The organism is Desulfuromonadaceae bacterium, from assembly GCA_019429445.1.
In the GTDB taxonomy this organism is placed as follows: Bacteria; Desulfobacterota; Desulfuromonadia; order Desulfuromonadales; family JAHYIW01; genus JAHYIW01.
In genome coordinates this window covers 42,638-60,019 of record JAHYIW010000022.1, presented here as the reverse complement: position 1 = coordinate 60,019, position 17,382 = coordinate 42,638, and the positions used below count along the sequence as shown (strand labels likewise).

General features: G+C 53.2%; 20 protein-coding genes. 6 read left to right on the top strand and 14 right to left on the bottom strand.

Features of this window, described 5'->3' with window-relative positions:
* From K0A93_10165 to K0A93_10135, 7 genes are all read right to left on the bottom strand, one after another.
* On the bottom strand, positions 1-94 hold a 94-nt coding region (locus K0A93_10165; protein MBW6512457.1), incomplete at its 3' end, for a type II toxin-antitoxin system YoeB family toxin.
* Positions 95-394: 300 nt separating this feature from the next.
* Positions 395-1,690: a polysulfide reductase NrfD gene (gene nrfD / locus K0A93_10160; protein ID MBW6512456.1), complete on the bottom strand. Its 1,296-nt coding sequence runs from the start codon at positions 1,688-1,690 to the stop codon at positions 395-397.
* A 2-nt stretch (positions 1,691-1,692) separates the two neighbouring features.
* Entirely contained in the window at positions 1,693-2,466 is a 774-nt protein-coding gene (locus K0A93_10155) for a 4Fe-4S dicluster domain-containing protein (GenBank protein ID MBW6512455.1), read from the bottom strand.
* A gap of 2 nt (positions 2,467-2,468) precedes the next feature.
* Positions 2,469-2,957 (bottom strand): cytochrome c3 family protein, encoded by a 489-nt coding sequence (locus tag K0A93_10150; protein ID MBW6512454.1) that lies wholly within the window; start codon positions 2,955-2,957, stop codon positions 2,469-2,471.
* A 324-nt stretch (positions 2,958-3,281) separates the two neighbouring features.
* Entirely contained in the window at positions 3,282-4,574 is a 1,293-nt protein-coding gene (gene nrfD / locus K0A93_10145; GenBank protein MBW6512453.1) for a polysulfide reductase NrfD, read from the bottom strand.
* 17 nt (positions 4,575-4,591) lie between these two features.
* Positions 4,592-5,518: a 4Fe-4S dicluster domain-containing protein gene (locus K0A93_10140; GenBank protein ID MBW6512452.1), complete on the bottom strand. Its 927-nt coding sequence runs from the start codon at positions 5,516-5,518 to the stop codon at positions 4,592-4,594.
* Between the two features lie 30 nt (positions 5,519-5,548).
* The gene (locus tag K0A93_10135) at positions 5,549-6,160 is read right to left on the bottom strand and encodes a hypothetical protein (GenBank protein ID MBW6512451.1); all 612 of its coding nucleotides are present in this window, start codon (positions 6,158-6,160) and stop codon (positions 5,549-5,551) included.
* A 608-nt stretch (positions 6,161-6,768) separates the two neighbouring features.
* Between K0A93_10135 and K0A93_10130 the strand changes: the two genes are divergently transcribed.
* Positions 6,769-8,580 (top strand): hypothetical protein, encoded by a 1,812-nt coding sequence (locus K0A93_10130; protein MBW6512450.1) that lies wholly within the window; start codon positions 6,769-6,771, stop codon positions 8,578-8,580.
* A gap of 264 nt (positions 8,581-8,844) precedes the next feature.
* Here the strand turns inward: K0A93_10130 and K0A93_10125 are convergent, their stop codons facing one another.
* From K0A93_10125 to K0A93_10110, 4 genes are all read right to left on the bottom strand, one after another.
* Positions 8,845-9,144 (bottom strand): type II toxin-antitoxin system RelE/ParE family toxin, encoded by a 300-nt coding sequence (locus tag K0A93_10125; protein MBW6512449.1) that lies wholly within the window; start codon positions 9,142-9,144, stop codon positions 8,845-8,847.
* Positions 9,141-9,431, bottom strand: coding sequence for a type II toxin-antitoxin system Phd/YefM family antitoxin (locus tag K0A93_10120; GenBank protein ID MBW6512448.1), 291 nt, complete (start codon positions 9,429-9,431; stop codon positions 9,141-9,143). Before K0A93_10120 ends, K0A93_10125 begins: the two co-directional genes overlap by 4 nt.
* 291 nt (positions 9,432-9,722) lie before the next feature.
* On the bottom strand, positions 9,723-9,977 hold the full coding sequence (locus K0A93_10115; protein MBW6512447.1) for a Txe/YoeB family addiction module toxin: 255 nt from the start codon (positions 9,975-9,977) through the stop codon (positions 9,723-9,725).
* A complete protein-coding gene (locus K0A93_10110) occupies positions 9,974-10,225 on the bottom strand; it encodes a type II toxin-antitoxin system prevent-host-death family antitoxin (GenBank protein ID MBW6512446.1) in 252 nt (83 codons plus the stop codon). Before K0A93_10110 ends, K0A93_10115 begins: the two co-directional genes overlap by 4 nt.
* A gap of 230 nt (positions 10,226-10,455) precedes the next feature.
* Between K0A93_10110 and K0A93_10105 the strand changes: the two genes are divergently transcribed.
* Complete coding sequence (locus tag K0A93_10105) at positions 10,456-11,166, top strand: M48 family metallopeptidase (GenBank protein MBW6512445.1); 711 nt, start codon at positions 10,456-10,458, stop codon at positions 11,164-11,166.
* A 63-nt stretch (positions 11,167-11,229) separates the two neighbouring features.
* Positions 11,230-11,403 carry a hypothetical protein gene (locus tag K0A93_10100; GenBank protein ID MBW6512444.1) on the top strand — a complete coding sequence of 58 codons (174 nt, stop codon included), beginning with the start codon at positions 11,230-11,232 and terminating at the stop codon, positions 11,401-11,403.
* A gap of 9 nt (positions 11,404-11,412) precedes the next feature.
* Here the strand turns inward: K0A93_10100 and K0A93_10095 are convergent, their stop codons facing one another.
* From K0A93_10095 to K0A93_10085, 3 genes are read right to left on the bottom strand one after another with little or no spacing between them, the layout of a single operon-like run.
* The gene (locus tag K0A93_10095) at positions 11,413-11,817 is read right to left on the bottom strand and encodes a c-type cytochrome (protein ID MBW6512443.1); all 405 of its coding nucleotides are present in this window, start codon (positions 11,815-11,817) and stop codon (positions 11,413-11,415) included.
* A 45-nt stretch (positions 11,818-11,862) separates the two neighbouring features.
* On the bottom strand, positions 11,863-13,182 hold the full coding sequence (locus K0A93_10090) for an NAD(P)-dependent oxidoreductase (GenBank protein ID MBW6512442.1): 1,320 nt from the start codon (positions 13,180-13,182) through the stop codon (positions 11,863-11,865).
* Positions 13,183-13,218: 36 nt separating this feature from the next.
* Positions 13,219-14,139 carry a patatin-like phospholipase family protein gene (locus K0A93_10085; protein ID MBW6512441.1) on the bottom strand — a complete coding sequence of 307 codons (921 nt, stop codon included), beginning with the start codon at positions 14,137-14,139 and terminating at the stop codon, positions 13,219-13,221.
* Between the two features lie 238 nt (positions 14,140-14,377).
* On the opposite strand from K0A93_10085, the gene K0A93_10080 reads away from it, so the two are divergent.
* From K0A93_10080 to K0A93_10070, 3 genes are all read left to right on the top strand, one after another.
* Positions 14,378-14,884, top strand: coding sequence for a hypothetical protein (locus K0A93_10080; GenBank protein MBW6512440.1), 507 nt, complete (start codon positions 14,378-14,380; stop codon positions 14,882-14,884).
* Positions 14,885-15,095: 211 nt separating this feature from the next.
* Positions 15,096-16,115 (top strand): amino acid ABC transporter substrate-binding protein, encoded by a 1,020-nt coding sequence (locus K0A93_10075; protein MBW6512439.1) that lies wholly within the window; start codon positions 15,096-15,098, stop codon positions 16,113-16,115.
* A gap of 148 nt (positions 16,116-16,263) precedes the next feature.
* Positions 16,264-17,379, top strand: a complete 1,116-nt coding sequence (locus tag K0A93_10070; protein ID MBW6512438.1) for an ABC transporter permease subunit — start codon at positions 16,264-16,266, stop codon at positions 17,377-17,379.
* Positions 17,380-17,382 lie beyond the last annotated feature (3 nt).

The following is a 17,382-nucleotide window of genomic DNA, read 5'->3' as shown; positions in this document are numbered from 1 at the left end:
GAGCAATAAATACAGCCGCGCCATCAACTTTATAAACGATTCTGTGCTCATCGTTGATTCGTCTGGACCAATAGCCCGACAAACCATGCTTCAGCGCTTCGGGCTTGCCGACGCCAGAAAAAGGTGAGCGCTCAGCAAGCCTTGCCGCTACGAACCGAACACCAGTCGCTTTTTACAGCCTCGATGTCATCATCTCGGTCTAAAGTCCGCGCGCGGCACCCAATTTCTCCAGTGGCTAGTGCAGGGCTACACGATCAATCAAAAACGGCTTGTGCGACGTCAGTCGAACAGTTCCCCCGGTCTTTTCTTTCAGGAATAACTCCACCGGCCATCCGGCAAGAAAAAACCCCCTGAAAACAGGGGGCTGAATGTGCAGAAGCGAATGCTAGCGGGTCTAATGCTGGGCATCTTCCTTGTCGACCATAAAGGCCGGGAAAATCATGTTGAGAAAATAGAAGAGCACGAACGGAGTCGTCATAACCGTCAGCGCGCCGAACAAACCCTCCTTGAAGGTCTCCATATCGTGCGGGATGATCGGCAGATGATAGTGCATGAATCCGGCGAAGCTCAAAGAGAATGCCTGGCCACCGATAACGACGTTCCAGCGCATCATGAACACGCCGAACAACACCAGCGCACAGGCGATGGTGGTACGACGGACGTTGCGCCCAGGCAGAACCATCATCAGGAAGGGTAGCGCGTTTCCAAGCCCATACTGGAGAACGAAGATCTTGATAAAGTCACGCTCCATGATGACTTCGCGCAGGATATCCCATGACTTGACTTGAGTATAACCACGGAATATCAAGTCCAGGATTTCCAAAGTTATTGCAGCAATCATGAAGTACATCAGGTAGTTAGAGGTTATCTCAACCTCTTCTTTTTTGGCCCCTTCGAGCTGCTCAGCCGTCGGCGCAGATGGATCCTTCGCCCAACGGGCCAGCTTGCGACGCGCCATAAATTTGCGCGCTTCCTGAACCACAACGTAATAGAGAATGCAAAGCGCGATTCCGGAAACAACCGCCGAACAGATGAAGATAACCGGCATAAGCGGGGTCATCCAGAGAGCGTTAGCTTTGACCGAACCGAAGATGAAACCGGCGTAACCGTGCAAAAAACAGGCGACCGGGATACCGATGGCGGCCATTTTTGTGCAGGCCTTATGGTCCTTTTGCTGCGCTTCCTTGCTGATGTCCCAGGCGCCCAGTGTGAGCACTGAGAAGAGCAGCTGGCGAAACGTGTCGATGGCGCCCTTATTCGCCTTTGCCTTCAATTCCAGAGCAGTCGTGACGAAATAGGCCCGGTAGACAAACCAGAGTTCCGTCGCGACGATACAAGCGTAAGTGGTAAAAACGATCCCGAAGGCCGCGATCGCCGAGGTAAAATGCGGTGTCATCATGACGTTTATGCCACGAAACGGCTGCTGCAAATGCAGCAGCAATGGCATCATCGCCACCGGTAGCAGGGAGAACGAGAAGACCAGTGAGAATTTCGCGATTTCCTTAAGCTTCTCAACATGAAACACGTGGTAAAGCGAGGAGAGCACGAATGCTCCGGCAACCAGACCGGTCATGAAGGGGTACATGACGATCTGGATCGACCAGTAAATATACTCGTTCGGCAGAACGAAAAGCTCTTTGACAGTCCAGGCTTCGCCGTGGACAACTAAATGTGCGGCTTGTTCAAGCATGATTAACGCACCTCCTGTGCCAGACCAATATAGAAGGCCTGTGGCCTGGTCCCGAATTCGTCTTTAAGTACCCCGACCCGCTGATTCATGATGATCTTAGTCGTCGGTTCATTAATATCCCTAATGTTGCACATTTCACGGGCACCAAAAGGACAGGCGTTGACGCAGGCCGTCTCCAGCCCTTTGGTGATGCGGTGATAACAGAAGGTACACTTGTCAGCAACCTTTTCTACCGGATGGAAGAAGCGCGCACCGTACGGGCAGGCCATGATGCAGTAACCGCAGCCGATACACCAGGAACGGTCAACCAGCACCACGCCGTCGTCAGTTTTATAGGTGGCACCAACCGGACAGACCTGGGTACAAGGAGGTGTTTCGCAGTGATTACAAAGCTTCGGCACGAAGAAAGCTTTACCGACATTCGCTGGATCGATCTCTTTGAAGTTACCCTGACCGAGGTCGATCCGTGATTCGGTATAACCGTACAGAGCACCGTCGGGACTGTCGACGTAACGACGGTCATCCTTGGTATAGACGTAGCGCTCAACCCAGGTTCGGGTGACCTTGGCATCGAAGGGAATATCGTTTTCAGTTTTACAGGCCTTGACACAGAAACCGCAACCGACACATTTGTGGGTATCAATCAGAAAGGCCCAGTGGATGTCTGGATTTGCCGCCAGAACTTCCTTCGGGTCGACAAGATCAAGAGCCGAGAGCGGGACAGAGGCGCCAGCCACAACCATGATCGTTTTTTTCAGAAAATCACGCCGTTTCATTATTACATCTCCTCCAATCGCGGATTGTGCGGATTGTGGCAGCTCACACATTCTTCATCAACGTTGTGCTCTTTCGGGTCAATGCCGGGGATCCGCTTTCGTTCACTGGTGGTATATGGCAGATCGGTGTGGCAACGCAGACAAAGCCCGCGACTGCGATCAATCACCAGCTTTTCCGGATCTTCCGGGTGATTGTAAGCTGGACCATGGCAGTTTTCACAAGCGATAATGCCGTGGAGGTCTTCGTTGCGAACCTTAACCTCATCACCGTGACACTCACCGCAGTACTCGTGCATATTGGTCTTACCGGTATCTCTGTATTTCACCGGCATTGCTTTCCATTCACCTTCGTTGGAAGCGCGATGGAATGAGTACATGAAACCATATTCACCCGACTGGAAATCGTTCGGAACATAGAAAAGACGAAACACCAGGATTACGACCAGCAGAACGATGACCACAAAGAGCGGTCGCCAAACATGACTTTTCACTATTTTTCCCTTCCTGCTAATAGACGCAAACTGATTTTATTGTCGAACTGTTGGCAAATTTAGATTTCAAACGAGGGGCTGGGCTCAACGCTCTAGATCAGCTATTTCACGGAAAACGAGTCAGCGAAATCCCTAGCGCGCAGTAAAATAGTATTTTATTTTTTTACTGTCAATCCTTAAAACACTGTTCGCTCCAAATTTATACTCGCATAACATCCTGTTAAATATAGATATTTTAGTTTTTTCAGTTTTTACGTCGCTCATATGATTAATTAATAAAATTAAAGTCGCTATTCGGTCATTTTCCCGAGCATCACAAGAAGACTAATCGTGCGCCGCCTCTTTCTCTTCTTCCTGGTTCTGCTTACCGACGAAAAACAGTTGATCGCCAATATGCGACCCAACACCATCCGCGGCAACGTGAAAATCGCCGTTCAGGATCGGAATACCGACGCGTAGCAGCAATGTAAAAATCAGCATTCCTAGCGACCAGATTCCCATACTGACGATGATCTCAATATAACTCGGTGAGTACTCGTAGATTTCGTGCAGGACATCCGGAATAAACCCTGGAATAACCAGACCCATCCCCTTTTCAATGTAGACACCGACAAAAATCATGATGCAACCAAGAACCAGCGTGACAGGGTTTTTCCGCGATTCCGGAATCAGAAAGATGAAAAAGGCCGTGACGTTAAAGATCAACGCCGTCCAGATCCAGGGAACCAGGGCGCTATGCCCGTGATACCCCTGCAACAAGTATTGTAAAGGTGCCAGATGGACATTGTCGGTATAATATTCTTTAAAAACTTCAGCACCAAACAGCAGCAGGTTGACAAACATGGCATAGGCGATCAGTTCGGCGACCTTGTGAATCGCTTCGTCCTTGATCTTGAACTTGGTGTAATTACGGATCAGCAGAAAGAGGAGGATCATAAATGCCGGCCCGGAACAAAAGGCCGACGCCAGAAAGCGTGGCGCTAAAATTGAGGCGTTCCAAAACGGGCGCGCGCCCAGGCCATTGTAAAGAAACGCGGTGACCGTGTGGATTGAGATTGCGGCCGGAATCGACAGCAGCAGCAGCGGGGTAAGAAAGTTCTTGTTCGGCGTCCGCTTATAATAGGTCTCATAAAGAATATAAACAGCGATGGTCAGGTTGATGATCAGGTAAATATTTAGAACCACCACATCCCAGGCCAACAGCGACTGCGGGAAGTTCAGCAGACCAATCTTGGGAATCAGATGCCAGAAGCGGTCCGGTCGGCCGATGTCGGCGGTGACAAACATCAGACACATGCAGATTGCCGAGATGGCTAGCAATTCACCGAGCACCGCGATCTCTTTAATCGGTTTCCAATGGTAAACGTACGCCGGGATGACCAGCAGTACCGCGGCTGCAGCGACACCGACCAGAAAGGTGAAGTTTGAGATATAGAAACCCCAGGACACCTGATCCTTCATCGAAGTCACAACTAGCCCCTGGTCGAGCTGATACAGATAACCCATAACCCCGAATCCAGCGATCGTCAGCAGCGTAGCCACCCAAATGTAGTAGGCCTTGCTCCCCTTACTCACCAACAGCAAAGTGCCCATAAAAAACGACCAGATATTTCTCATAACATCACTCCAATACGTTAGGTCGCATAGAAATAGTAAAATTTCGGCTGCGTATTCAGCTCTTCCTTAAGGATAAAAACACGCTTATTTTCAATCAGGTAGCGCAGCTCGCCATTCGGATCGAGCAGATTGCCGAACTTGCGTGCGCCGACCGGGCAGATTTCCTCGCAGGCCGGATAGCGTCCAGGCTGCTCGCGCGTCCGCTGAATACAGAAGGTACACTTTTCCACCACCCCCTTCGGCCGCGGCCGATTGCCCAGATAATGCGTATCGGTATTCATGTTTTCAGCCGGCAGCTGCCCCTTGGTCCAGTTAAAGTGACGAGCGCCATAAGGGCAGGCGGCCATACAGTAGCGACAACCGATGCACCAGTTATAGTCAACGACAACGATTCCGTCCTTCTCCTTCCAGGTCGCCTGAACCGGGCAGACCTTGGTACATGGCGGATTTTCGCACTGCTGACACTGGATCGGCATATAGAAATGCCCCTTTTCCGGAACCAGCTCTGGGTTGTAATAATGCTCGGCATATTCCAGCGAGGTGCCTTTTTCTTTATTAAGCTGCACCACTCGAATCCAGTGGATCTGGGGATCGTGGGACTGGTTGTTTTCGCCAACGCAGGCATAAACGCAGCGCCGACAGCCGATACAACGGGACAAGTCCAGGCCATAGCCGTATTTGACGCCTTCGATTGCCGGAGTCGCTTTGACCGTGATCTCCTTGCCGAACTCTTCGCTGTATTCAGAACTCAAGCGCGCCAGCGTCTGCGTCAGCTCTTCTTTGCTAAGTTCGCGAAAGTGTTTTTGAAAAAACGCTTCCCAGACCGAAGCCGACGCATCGCTGGCCGGCATCGCCAAGACACCAAGGCCTGCTACCATGCCATGCAGGGCCTCTCTCCGGGTGATTTCAACAGGGCTGTGCTTGCATTCTTTATGATCCGCCATAGGTCTATCTCCCTAATAAACTGCTGGTAATTAGTGCCGCTCTTCTCCTGGCCGCACTGGCGGCGGGAGGGGCCTTAAAGGTTTGAAACTTGGGTCATGTGGATTGTGACAATGAACGCAAAGCAGAAAAGTCTTGTCACCGTTCCAGTACCCGGTTCGCTTTCCGTGTATCCCAACCTTCCAGTCACGCAACTTATCACCGTGGCACTGCCCACAGAGGAGGTAAGACTCTTCAAAAGGAACGGTCTCACCATTAACCAACCGCAGTACATCGCGATCGTTCGGATTATGGCAATCTAGACACCAGCGCTGCCCTTCAGCGTGATTCAGGATGATATCGGTGTGCATATCTTCAAGTTCCCGGCGCTGCAGATTCGGCTCCATGCCCGAATGACAGTCGCTGCAGGGAAAGATCCCCTCCGAAAAAGGCAGCGCCGGAACCGGAAAGGTCTTTTCGGGTTCTCTGTTTTTCGTATCGTAGACCCGTAACAGATCTGCAGCCGGCTGCTCTGTGACGATCAGCCGACCGGAGCGATCAAAATATTTTTCTTTCGCCGCCTGCACCGGCTCGGTCACTCCGAGACAGATAAAAGACAGCAGCCCAACAAAGATCAAGGCAACCACAGATAATTTTCTTTTCATCGCATCCTCGCCATGTGAAAACAGGACCAACCCTTTGCCGATCAGCAAACAAGCTAACAGCCAGACATCCCGCTAGCCGCCGCCCGGCAACCGCAAAGAGTCGCCAGAATTGCTGCATGCTATTTTAGCCCAAAACTCAAGAACTGGAAACCTCTGAAATAGCCACTTTATTGAGAATATATAGAAAACTGTTTTATATATCAAGGGAACTTTTTGGTATATTTTCAACGTGTTGTTTTTGCTGTATTTTTTTATAAAAAAGTGTTATATTCGCCAAAATAGCTTGCGGAGATTTAAAGCAAGATAAGTATTCAAATGAATACAGGTGCTTACAAAGTTGAAAAAGATCGCCATTACGTCACCATGACCACAGAGTCACAGTTGGCATCTTCAGCCACAGACTCAATAATCGAAAGCGAGTACCCTGTCACCCATAATCTTTCGCATCTTGCTTGTTCTTTGCCGCGTCAGCGACGTTCCGATTTCAGCTGTTTAGCTACGGCCAGGCAACAGAAATCGCGCCTTGCTGACACGTCAAAGCCCTGCGCAATCCCTCGAAATCCTATGGGTTACAGGGTACTAGCCCTTTCCGCCCCGAGAGGTCACCCATGAGCACAGAGCCATCCCCGCTTGAAGCCCGTGTTGAACAACTGGAACTCCAGCTCCAGCAACTCAGCAAACAGGTTGCTGAACTAGAGCAACGGGGCGCAACTGGAGCCTTCACCAGTCGTTCCCAGGTCACCAAGCCGACCCAAAAAGAAGAACTCATTCCCAATGAAGCGACGCTTCTAGTCGGCAGCAGCTCCCTGCTGCAACACATCTCAACCATCTGCTTCCTGCTGGTTGCCGCCCTTGGCCTGCGCGCGCTGACCGACAACGACATGCTCGACCTGCATATCGGCACCGCCCTGGGCATGGGCTATGCTGCAATTTTAATCGTCGGCGGGTATCTGCTGTACCGTAAACAACAGAGCATGGCACCCATTTTCACCACCACTGGCGGGCTGTTGATGTTCAGCGTGCTGGTCGAGACCTACACCCGCCACTCTGCCATTCCGGTGGAGTTGGTTTACAGTATGCTGGCTATAACCGGGATCTGCATGGCGGTCATCAGTTATACCACGAAAACTGCCCTGCCGATTATAGTCGGCACGTTTGGCATGTGTCTGGCTGCCGTTGCCATTGATTACCCCAACCCCTACTTCCCCTACCTGGGGCTGGTTCTCTGGCTGTCCAACGTTCTGGGCTATTTTGCCAGCCGCCTGAAGCGCTGCTCCTGGTTGCGCTGGATTTTGTTGTTTACCACCCACTTCATGCTGCAGATCTGGGGGATGAAATTGACTGGGTTGCTCAGTCGCGGCAGCGCCGCCGAACACCTGTCGCCTGACTGGTTTATCCCGATTGTTGCTTTGATCGGCGGCACTTTTATGCTGATTTCCTTGTTCGGCATTATCCGCAGCGGCGACGAAAAGATCTCCAGGTTTGATTTTTCGCTCCCGGCTGTCAACGCCGGCTGGTGCTACGTCGCCGGGATTTATGCGCTGAAAGACCCGACCCTGTTCGGGGCGCCGGCGGCAGCAGCGGCAATTATTCACTTTGCTCTGGCTTTCAGACTTTCCGAGCGGCAGCGCCTGCATGCCCCAGGCACCAACACCTTTACTGCCGGTGGCGTTATTTTGGCCGGCTTGTCTCTGCCAGCGATCCTTGGTGACATGCTGCTGCCGCTGCCGGTACTGTCCGTGCTGGCGTTTATCGTCTGTTACTATTCGAACAAATGGTCCAGTGGTGGCATGCGCATGACCGCGTATCTGTTGCAGGGTTATGTCAGCCTGATTCTTGCCGTTGAGCTGATCAGTGCGGAGAGTGCCGTGCGGTCCGGCGTGACCCTGCTGGTAGCAACCTTGTGCGCTTTGTCCGCCCTCTATCATTATCGTTACTGCCGCGAAAATAAACCGCCAGAGCATTCGCGGGCCTTTGAGCGCTTCGATAAACAGGATAAAATGGCTTTACTGCCCTTGTTCGCCGGACTGGTTAACGGTTTCTTTATGATCATGACGATCGTTGCCTACGGCTTGCAGACTTACTATCGCGGTGATTTTGCCACCGCCTTCACTGGTGCCCAGTCAGTGACGATCAATCTGGCTGCGATCCTGCTGATTTTTCTGGCAATCTTCCGTCACAACAAGGAACTGAGAAATGTCGCAATTCTGTTGATGATTATCGGCGGCAGCAAGGTTTTCATCATCGATTTATTCCAGATCAAAGGGACCTGGCTGGTCGCTGGAATCTTCGCCTTCGGCATCGCGGCAGCACTGCAGTCCTTGGTTTTAGCGCGCTGGAAATCGAGTCCGACTGACCATCTACACCCAACACAGGCTCATGTGGAGCCTCTGGACTCTGACCAGCAGAAGATAACCTGATCTCCGCTGCAACAGTGCACGCAAAGGGGCCCGGTTACTTTTCAGACAACCGGGCCCTTTTATTTCACGCTCTCCTGAGTCGCCAACGGTTGCGTTGTGGCAAGCGTCTTGCGGCTTGCATGGAGGAGGTGTTGGCAGATATTACCCGTCGTTCGGGGTTTGCCGCCGGTTAATTTTTTGAATTTGTATCGGGTGGTTTTGGAGTGGCGGGGAGTTAAATAAACTGTCCCCCGATCTTACCCGATCTCCCGATCTTCTGCTTTCCTAATCACCTGATTCGCTCAGTCTCAATAGTCGATGCCCTTCAAAAACGGTAAGTATTTCAATTCGATCACCATTCAATCGGTAGACAATGCGATATCCTCGGTAAATAAGCTCTCGAATATCAGGACTACCTGTTTCTGGCACAGTCCTTCCGCTTCTTGGATTGTCAGCCAAAATTTCTTCAGTATGGTCAATGAGGGCATCAACAATCCGAACAGCGCGCTCTACACTGTCACGTGCAATAAACTCCTCGATATCAACCAGATTTTCACCAGCTTCCTGTGACCATGTTACGCTCATGGATTACCCGCACTTCTTCTGGCTCGCAGGGTTTTTCGTAGTTCGTCTGTAGTTTGTGTACGCCCGCTTTCAACGTCTGTAATCCCTCTCTCAACAGAATCAAGAAAAGATTTTCGGTAAACCAATTCATCGTAATCCGCAGCGGACAACAGTACACCAGCTGGTTTGCTGTTTTGGGTAATGATAAGTGGGTGTCCGGATGTCTGAAGTGTTTTGAACCACTTGGAAATATTGGTTTTAAATTCTGCAATTGGGACAATGTCATTGCTGATTGAAATAGTTCTCATTACTGTACCTCCTTGATTCGAATCTGTTTATGATCAAAATATAGACTAATAAAGCGACTCATGCAAGTGCTCGGTTTCATCCTTCATCCAACGGGGCTGTTCTTTTCGCCCCGTGCCTGTCGGCGTCTCCGTTGTGAATGATGAGTGCTGCATTGAAGCCGCAATGACCGGCAAATCGGTGGTCACAGTAGAAAGCTTTTTGCCACCCGGCAAGAAAATGAAAAAGGTAGAGGATAAAAAGTGAACGCAGCCGAAATCCGCGCGATCTGATCCCGACGGGTTGTGCGAAAATCAGTAATGGTAACGAAGTTGAGCAATAAATACAGCCGCGCCATCAACTTTATAAACGATTCTGTGCTCATCGTTGATTCGTCTGGACCAATAGCCCGACAAACCATGCTTCAGCGCTTCGGGCTTGCCGACGCCAGAAAAAGGTGAACGCTGGATGTCCTGAATCAATGCGTTCACCCGGTTGTGGATTTTACTGTCAGTCTTCAGCCAATACTGGTAATCTTCCCATGCATTTTTGGAAAAAATGGGTTTCACAGAGAAAGCTCCCGCTCAGTGCCGTCCCCTGATTCCAACTGGGCAATCGACTCCAAAAGACGTCGAGCATTTTTCGGGCTTTTGAGTAAATATGCGGTTTCTTCAAGAGCCTGAAAATCTTCAAGAGACATCATAACGACCGAGCTTTCGTTGCGACGCGTAATAATGACGGGGTCATGGTCGGTGCATACTTTTTCCATTGTTTTTGCTAAATTGCTTCGAGCGTTGGTGTACGAAATAGCATCCATGTCAATTCTCCTTTTTAGTACATGTACAGGATACTGTACCATAGGGGGGGACATAACAAACTAAATGTCTTTCGGCGAATCGTCAAAAGCTCTTTTCGCCCTGACCCAGGACGATCAATCATGCTCTTTCACTGCACCCGTAAACTGGCGGTCAAATTACCGACATCGATCAAAGGGAGCTATCTTATGCCACAACGGGCGATGCTGGAGCGGGTCGCGCAGCTGTGATAATGAGATCAAGCCAGATTGAGGTGCACGGCATCGCGGTTGAGATCGTGCGCAAAAAGATCAAAAATCTTCACTTGCGCGTCTCGCCAGCGGCGGGGAGGGTGCGGGTTTCGGCCCCGTTGCGGGTCGATGACGCGGTGGTGCGCGAGCTGGTGAACGCCCGCCTCGACTGGATTCGGGACCATCAGTCGCGGATTGCGGCGCGGCCACTTCGGCCACGGCTGGAGCTGGTCAGTGGCGAGCAGGTCGATTATCTCGAGGATAGTTATTGTCTTAACGTCTGCGCTGTTGCCGGTCGACCGCGAGCCGAGCTGGTTGAGCGGACGCTGCACCTGCTGGTTCCGCCGGGGAGCGACCGCGCACAGCGCATGGCGGTGCTGGAGTGCTGGTATCGTCGCCAGCTGAAAGAACTGATCCCGCCACGGTTGCGGCACTGGGAGAGGGTCCTTGATGTCGAGGCGGCAGAGTGGGGGGTGAAGCGCATGAAAACGCGCTGGGGGACGTGCAATATCGGCGCGCGCCGGATCTGGCTCAACCTGGCGCTGATCCGGCAACCGGCGGTCTGCCTCGACTATATCCTCGTTCATGAACTGACCCATCTGCTCGAACGCGGGCATAATGCGCGCTTTCGCCAGCTGATGGACCGTTTTCTGCCGCAGTGGCGGCACCCTGACGCGCTGTTGCGAAAATGTTCCCTGCGCGATGAGGCGTAGAGAAATCACGCGCTTCGTGCTACGCTGTCAGCAACCTTTATTCTGACAATCACCGGAGGCACTATGGATTATATTATTCTCTGGGCGGTATTCCCTGTTGGTTCCTACATCGTGGCCAAAGATAAAAATCGCAACCCTTACCTGTGGGCCGCTCTCGCTTTACTGATCGGACCCTTTGCCCTGCTGATCATCGCCCTGATACCGAATGGCGAAGGGGATGACCAACCGTATCATTGATCCCCCCGCTCACCTGCTGCGGCTGCGTAAATAAGCCACCAGCCGCCAGACCTGTGCAGCGTCCAGGTGATCGTTCCAGGCGGGCATCACTGATCCCTGCGATTGCCACGGCTCGACCGTTTTTCCAGTGCGGATGCGCCAGAACAGATACGCCGGATCGACATCTTGGTAGAAGGGTGCCGAGAAGTCGGGTGCCGGTGGCTGGAAGAAATCAGCACGCAAGGAGCGCCCTTCACCGGAACGACCGTGGCAGGATGCGCATTTTTGTCTGAACAGTTCCGCCCCGATTTTTATGTTTTGCAGGTTTGCAAAGTTTTCCGGGGGGGTGAGGGCAGGGTACTGCGGTTGCTCGGGGGAGCAGGCAAGGCACATCAGCGTAAGGATAATCGTCAGGTTTTTGAAAAGATCGTTCATGACTGATCCTTAAGGGGAAGCGTTGCGCGCGGCAGGAGTGCTTGCTTACCGCTGCTTCGGTCGCTGCAAATAGGCATCGATAGCTTCGGCGACCAGACGCCCTTCACGCATGGCGAGGATCACCGTTTTCGGCTCATGCACCACATCGCCTGCGGCAAAGACGCCGGCGCGGGTGGTCATGCCGTAGAATGGTTCACTTTCGGTGAGCACGTAGCCGGTTTCGCTGGTCTTGATCCCGGTGGTGGTAGAGACGATGCGCGCAAAAGGTTTTTGCCCGACGGCGATAATGACCTTGTCACACGCAACGCGCTGTTCGGTGCCGGGGAGGGGCACAATGGTGCTTTCGCGCCCCGCCAGACGGCGCTCAAATCGTTGCAGCGTTACCCCGGAGACGGCGGTGTCGCCGTGAATCCGGGTGACACTCGTTTCAAAGCTGAAGGTGACCCCCTCGTGCAGCGCCTCTGCATACTCCTTGTCACTTGAGCGCCGTTCCTTTTCGGGGACGATATCGACCGTCATGACACTGGCCGCGCCGAGGCGCAGGGCGGTGCGGGCGGCGTCGACGGCAACATTGCCGGCACCGATGACCACAACCCGATCGCCGCGAACGACCGGGGCGAGGCTGTCGGTCAGGCTGCCATCCTGAATCAGAGCCACCGTCTCCAGGAAATAGATCGCCTGCATGGCACCACTCAGCTCTTCTCCGGGAATCCCGAGTTTTTTTGCCAGGCCAGTGCCGGTGCCGATGAAGATCGCCTGATAGCCCATGGCGAAGAGCTGATCGATGGTCAGATCGTCGCCGATGACGACCTCGGTCTCCATGCGCACACCGAGATTGCGGATGATTTCGATCTGCTTGTCCACCACCTCATTGGGGAGACGGTATTCAGGTATGCCGTAACGCAGGACCCCGCCCGCCTTGGAGTGGGCTTCAAAGATCGTGACCCGATAGTTCTGTTTGGCGAGAATCGCCGCCACCGACAATCCGGCCGGGCCGGAACCGATAATGGCCACCTTGCCGCGCAGCCGGTTCAGTGCCAGTTCCATCTCCTTCTCGGCGAGGAATCGCTCCAGTTTGCTGATCTGGATTCCCTCTCCCTTGCGGCTGAGGATGCACGACCCTTCACACTGTTCATTGTGCGGACAGACGCGGGCGCAGATGATGGCGAGGTTGCTGTTCCGGTTGATGATATCGATGGCGATGGTGTAATCGCGCGCTTCGATTGCCGCAATAATCTCCGGGATACGATTCTCGATCGGGCAGCCGCCGACACACTGCGGATTCTTGCATTTGAGACAGCGCCGTGCCTCGGCCAGCGCTTCTTCTTCGCTGAACCCTTTTTCCAGTTCGTCAAAATTAAGCATGGGGTTAATCCTGTCTGCTCGTCCGGTCGGTGAGCATTATTTGTCGCGCAACCATTTTATCCAGTCGAGCCAGTGTGTTGCCTGCGCTTTTTTTATCGCTAGCTGCACTTCGCCAATACGTCGATCCACCTCCTCTTCACCACGTTCAACCGCTTGGCCCGAAGTTGAAAAATCGGCCCAGTGCGCCACCCCGTTGTGGGGAGAGAGAACGACGTCGGCGGCTTTAAGCTGTTCGATATTGAGCGCCCGGCGGGCCAGGGCATCGGCGCGCGCAATGATATCAAGCGCATTGCGCGGTTCACCGAAGCCGATCAGCGCGTCACCGACATCGACGGCGATGACAAAATCAGCGCCGAGGCGCCGGGCCGCAGTGATCGGCACCGTTTCCGACCAACCGCCGTCGACCAGCAGGCGTCCGTCCAGTTCCACCGGCCTGAGGACCCCCGGCATGGCGCAGGACGCGGCAATCACCTCGCGCAGGCGCCCGTGATCAAGCGTCATCGATTCGCCGCTTTTCAGATCAAGGGCGACTGCGGCAAAGGGGATACGGGTCTGCTTAACATCGAGATCGTCGAGCAGATAAGCATAGCTTTCTGCTGCGGTTTTTTCGTTGACCAGCGCTGTCTGGGTGATCATTAACGTATTCATGACGCCACGGCGAGCGAATCGACCGACTTCGGCCAGGACCCCGGTGTCATGCGAATCAAGTTCCTTGAAAAAGTTAAATCCTGAATCAGTGAATTCGTCGCTGGCGAGATAGGCGTTGAAACGCTCCCTGACTGCGGTCACATCCAGATGAGTCGCAAACATGGCACCAATCATCGCCCCCATGCTGGTGCCGGTAACGATGTCGACAGTAATGCCATATTTTTCAAGCCCGGCAAGGACGCCGATATGGGAAAAAGCCCGCGCCGCGCCGCCGCCGAGAGCCAGACCGATTTTAAAACGCTTTGCCATTGTCCACTCCTGAATATCCGACCGCCTGCAAGGCGGTTTCTGTATCGTGCATCCTGCACCTGTTGTGGCGTTTGTGCAACCAGTTATCGCATTAATTCTCGCAATCTCCCTCCTTGAAATCAACCTCTAATCTTTGTGGCGATTCCTTCCTGAAGGGGCTTGCTGCGGTTGCATTTACACGGTTGAGGGCTAAAGTATCATCTCAAAGGTAATTAAAGCGACAAGGATGAACTGAAATATGCGACCACAATGGGTGATTGTCAACGACCAGATGCAGCACGGGTACCGTTACCTGCTGAGTGAACCGCCGGGGACCCATTTTGCTCCGGAATTTAGGCCACAGGTGACCCCTGCCGAGATGCTTGCTCTCGGGGTCTTCGGGGGGAAATATATGACCGATTGTCGTGCCGAGTTTCCCGCCTCCTGGTTCAGTCATGCCCGCCTGAGTCCTGAAAAAAGTGATCCTGAGGTCAATTTTTTTGGTGTCATGGCGTCTCAACCACTTTCTTGCTGGCAAGAAAAAGGGTGGATATATCATGAAGATCCGCGCGGCTGGTTTCAGTGGTACTGCCGCTATTATCGCGGGCGTCGCTGCATCGATGACCAGCGGCAGATTAAACGCTGGCGGGCGATGCAGCGGCATGTCGCCCAGTTGCTAAAACACTGCTTGCCGGGAGATCTGAACTGTCGTCGCAAACAACGGCAGGCACTGCTGCAATGGGCCTATGACAGCCGCTTGTTGTAAACTGGTCTTGAGACCCGATAAATGACCAGCGCCGATTGACAGAACTTTCTGGTGGTGTATAGAAATTGTATAGAACAATGTTATAATTCAATCCGTAGTGGTTTCGCGTCGATTTTTCCAATGATAAACTTTTGCAGCGATTGAATTGTTCAGCCATGGTTGCACTGGGGCGGATATCCTTCGCAGCCACTTCCCGGAAGGAGAAAAGATCATGAAAATCACACGACTGATAGCACTGGTTGCGGCGATTTCGCTGCTTATCGGCGGCCTGGCTGTTGCCGGCAAGGATTTTGATGCGGTGAAGAAGAAAGGTTATCTTCAGGTCGGGGTCAACGGCGGGGTGTTCGGTTTCGGCATGCCTGACGCCAAAGGGGTCTGGAAGGGGCTTGATGTTGATACCGCCCGTGCAATCGCGGCGGCGATCTTTGGTGATGCTGACAAGGTCAAATTCACGCCGCTGACCGCCCAGCAGCGCTTTACCGCCCTGCAATCGGGGGAGATTGATGTGCTGACCCGTAACGCGACGCGTACCCTGAGCCGTGAGACCCAGTTGGGACTCAATTTCGTCACCGTCAACTATTATGACGGGCAAGGCTTCATGGTGGCGAAAAAACTCGGGGTCAAGAGCGCCAAAGAGCTTGACGGGGCGACGATTTGTGTCCTCCCTGGCACCACTACCGAGCAGAATGTCGCAGATTACTTCCGCAACAACAAGATCAAATGGAAGCCGGTAGTGATTGAATCGACCACCGAGCTGGCCAAAACGTTCTTTGCCGGCCGCTGCGACGTGTTGACTTCTGACGCGTCCCAGTTAGCGGGAGCCCGATCTGTCGCCCCCAAGCCGGAGAATTACGTGATTCTGCCGGAAATCATCTCCAAAGAGCCGTTGGCACCGGTTGTTCGTCATGGCGATGATCAATTCCGCGACATCGTCGATTTTACCGTGCTGGCGCTGATCAACGCTGAAGAACTGGGGATCACCTCGCAAAATGTTGACGCGATGCTCAAGAGCACGGATCCGGTCGTGCAACGTTTTCTCGGCGTCACCGCCGGTAACGGTGCCGCCCTGGGACTCGATGAAAAATGGGCCTACAATATCGTTAAGCAAGTCGGGAACTATGGTGAGGTGTTTGAACGCAATGTCGGTCCGAATACCGCGCTCGGCATTGAGCGGGGGTTGAATGCGCTGTGGACTGACGGCGGTTTGATGTATTCTCCACCGTTCAAGTAGTGAGGTTCGCCCTGGAGGGGCATTGAGCAATGCCCCTCCAGTTTTACTTTTTCCACGAGAAAGAAAGCCTTTGCCGCGACGACAAAACGACACAACTGCCGCCGATCCTCCGCTGGTGCCATTCTGGCACGATCCCGCCAAACGCGGGATGTTGCTGCAGATCGTCGTTCTGCTGCTGGCCCTGGGCGTTGGTTATGTTCTGGTTGCCAATACCCAGGCCAACTTGCAACGTCAGTCGATAGCCACCGGTTTCGGTTTTATCGAGCACGAAGCCGGGTTTGAAATTGGCGAACCGGCTATCCCCTATTCAGCGGCAGACAGCTACGGTCGGGCATTACTGGTCGGGGCACTCAACACCCTCAGGGTCTCTTTTACCGGGATCATCTTCACACTGATTTTAGGCTCCGTCGTCGGAGTTGCGCGCCTGTCACGCAATTGGCTGATTTCTCATCTGGCCAAGGTGTTTATCGAGGTGATGCAGAATATTCCGCTGCTGTTGCAACTTTTCTTCTGGTACGCCCTTTTTTATGAGGTTTTTCCGTCGCCGCGCGAGGCACTCAATCCGCTGCGCGGCGTCTTCGTATGTAATCGCGGGTTGATTTTCGGGGTGCCGATCGAACACCCGGCCCATGGCTGGATGCTGATTGCACTCCTGGCTGGAATGGTTCTCTGGCGATTGCTGGTGTGGTGGGGGCGCAGACTTCAGGAGAGAACCGGGACGATTGTGCCGGTACACCGCCTGGGGATCGCTCTGTGTCTGTTGTTGCCGCTGCTGGTGTGGCTGGCGGCTGGTGCGCCGACCGCCATGGACATGCCGGTTTTCAAGGGATTTAACTTCCAGGGCGGGATGAGTGTCAGCCCTGAGTTCAGTGCGTTGCTGATCGGCCTGGTCCTCTACACATCGGCCTTTGTCGCCGAAATTGTGCGGGCCGGGATCCAGTCGGTCGCACACGGGCAAGTCGAAGCGGCGATGGCGATCGGCTTACGTCCGGGGCAGGTATTGCATCTGGTTGTTTTCCCTCAGGCGACCCGGGTTATCGTTCCGCCGTTGACAAGCCAGATGCTCAACCTGACCAAGAACAGCTCACTGGCGATCGCTATCGGTTACAGCGATTTTGTTTCGGTTGCCAACACCACGATCAATCAGACCGGCCAGGCGATTGAAGGGGTTGCCCTGATTATGGTGGTCTATCTCTTTTTCAGTCTGTCAACCTCGGCGTTCATGAACTGGTACAACAAAAAGACAGCGCTGGTGGAGCGGTGAAGC

Bases quoted from the DNA above. Each gene is read 5' to 3' on its own strand.
- K0A93_10130 (MBW6512450.1), top strand. From the start codon at position 6,769: ATGAGCACAGAGCCATCCCCGCTTGAAGCCCGTGTTGAACAACTGGAA.
- K0A93_10140 (MBW6512452.1), bottom strand. From the start codon at position 5,518: ATGGCGGATCATAAAGAATGCAAGCACAGCCCTGTTGAAATCACCCGG.
- K0A93_10110 (MBW6512446.1), bottom strand. From the start codon at position 10,225: ATGGATGCTATTTCGTACACCAACGCTCGAAGCAATTTAGCAAAAACA.
- K0A93_10080 (MBW6512440.1), top strand. From the start codon at position 14,378: ATGCGACCACAATGGGTGATTGTCAACGACCAGATGCAGCACGGGTAC.
- nrfD (MBW6512456.1), bottom strand. From the start codon at position 1,690: ATGCTTGAACAAGCCGCACATTTAGTTGTCCACGGCGAAGCCTGGACT.
- K0A93_10125 (MBW6512449.1), bottom strand. From the start codon at position 9,144: ATGAGCGTAACATGGTCACAGGAAGCTGGTGAAAATCTGGTTGATATC.
- K0A93_10090 (MBW6512442.1), bottom strand. From the start codon at position 13,182: ATGCTTAATTTTGACGAACTGGAAAAAGGGTTCAGCGAAGAAGAAGCG.
- K0A93_10155 (MBW6512455.1), bottom strand. From the start codon at position 2,466: ATGAAACGGCGTGATTTTCTGAAAAAAACGATCATGGTTGTGGCTGGC.
- K0A93_10085 (MBW6512441.1), bottom strand. From the start codon at position 14,139: ATGGCAAAGCGTTTTAAAATCGGTCTGGCTCTCGGCGGCGGCGCGGCG.
- K0A93_10120 (MBW6512448.1), bottom strand. From the start codon at position 9,431: ATGAGAACTATTTCAATCAGCAATGACATTGTCCCAATTGCAGAATTT.
- K0A93_10075 (MBW6512439.1), top strand. From the start codon at position 15,096: ATGAAAATCACACGACTGATAGCACTGGTTGCGGCGATTTCGCTGCTT.
- K0A93_10135 (MBW6512451.1), bottom strand. From the start codon at position 6,160: ATGAAAAGAAAATTATCTGTGGTTGCCTTGATCTTTGTTGGGCTGCTG.
- K0A93_10100 (MBW6512444.1), top strand. From the start codon at position 11,230: ATGGATTATATTATTCTCTGGGCGGTATTCCCTGTTGGTTCCTACATC.
- K0A93_10095 (MBW6512443.1), bottom strand. From the start codon at position 11,817: ATGAACGATCTTTTCAAAAACCTGACGATTATCCTTACGCTGATGTGC.
- nrfD (MBW6512453.1), bottom strand. From the start codon at position 4,574: ATGAGAAATATCTGGTCGTTTTTTATGGGCACTTTGCTGTTGGTGAGT.
- K0A93_10105 (MBW6512445.1), top strand. From the start codon at position 10,456: ATGAGATCAAGCCAGATTGAGGTGCACGGCATCGCGGTTGAGATCGTG.
- K0A93_10070 (MBW6512438.1), top strand. From the start codon at position 16,264: ATGTTGCTGCAGATCGTCGTTCTGCTGCTGGCCCTGGGCGTTGGTTAT.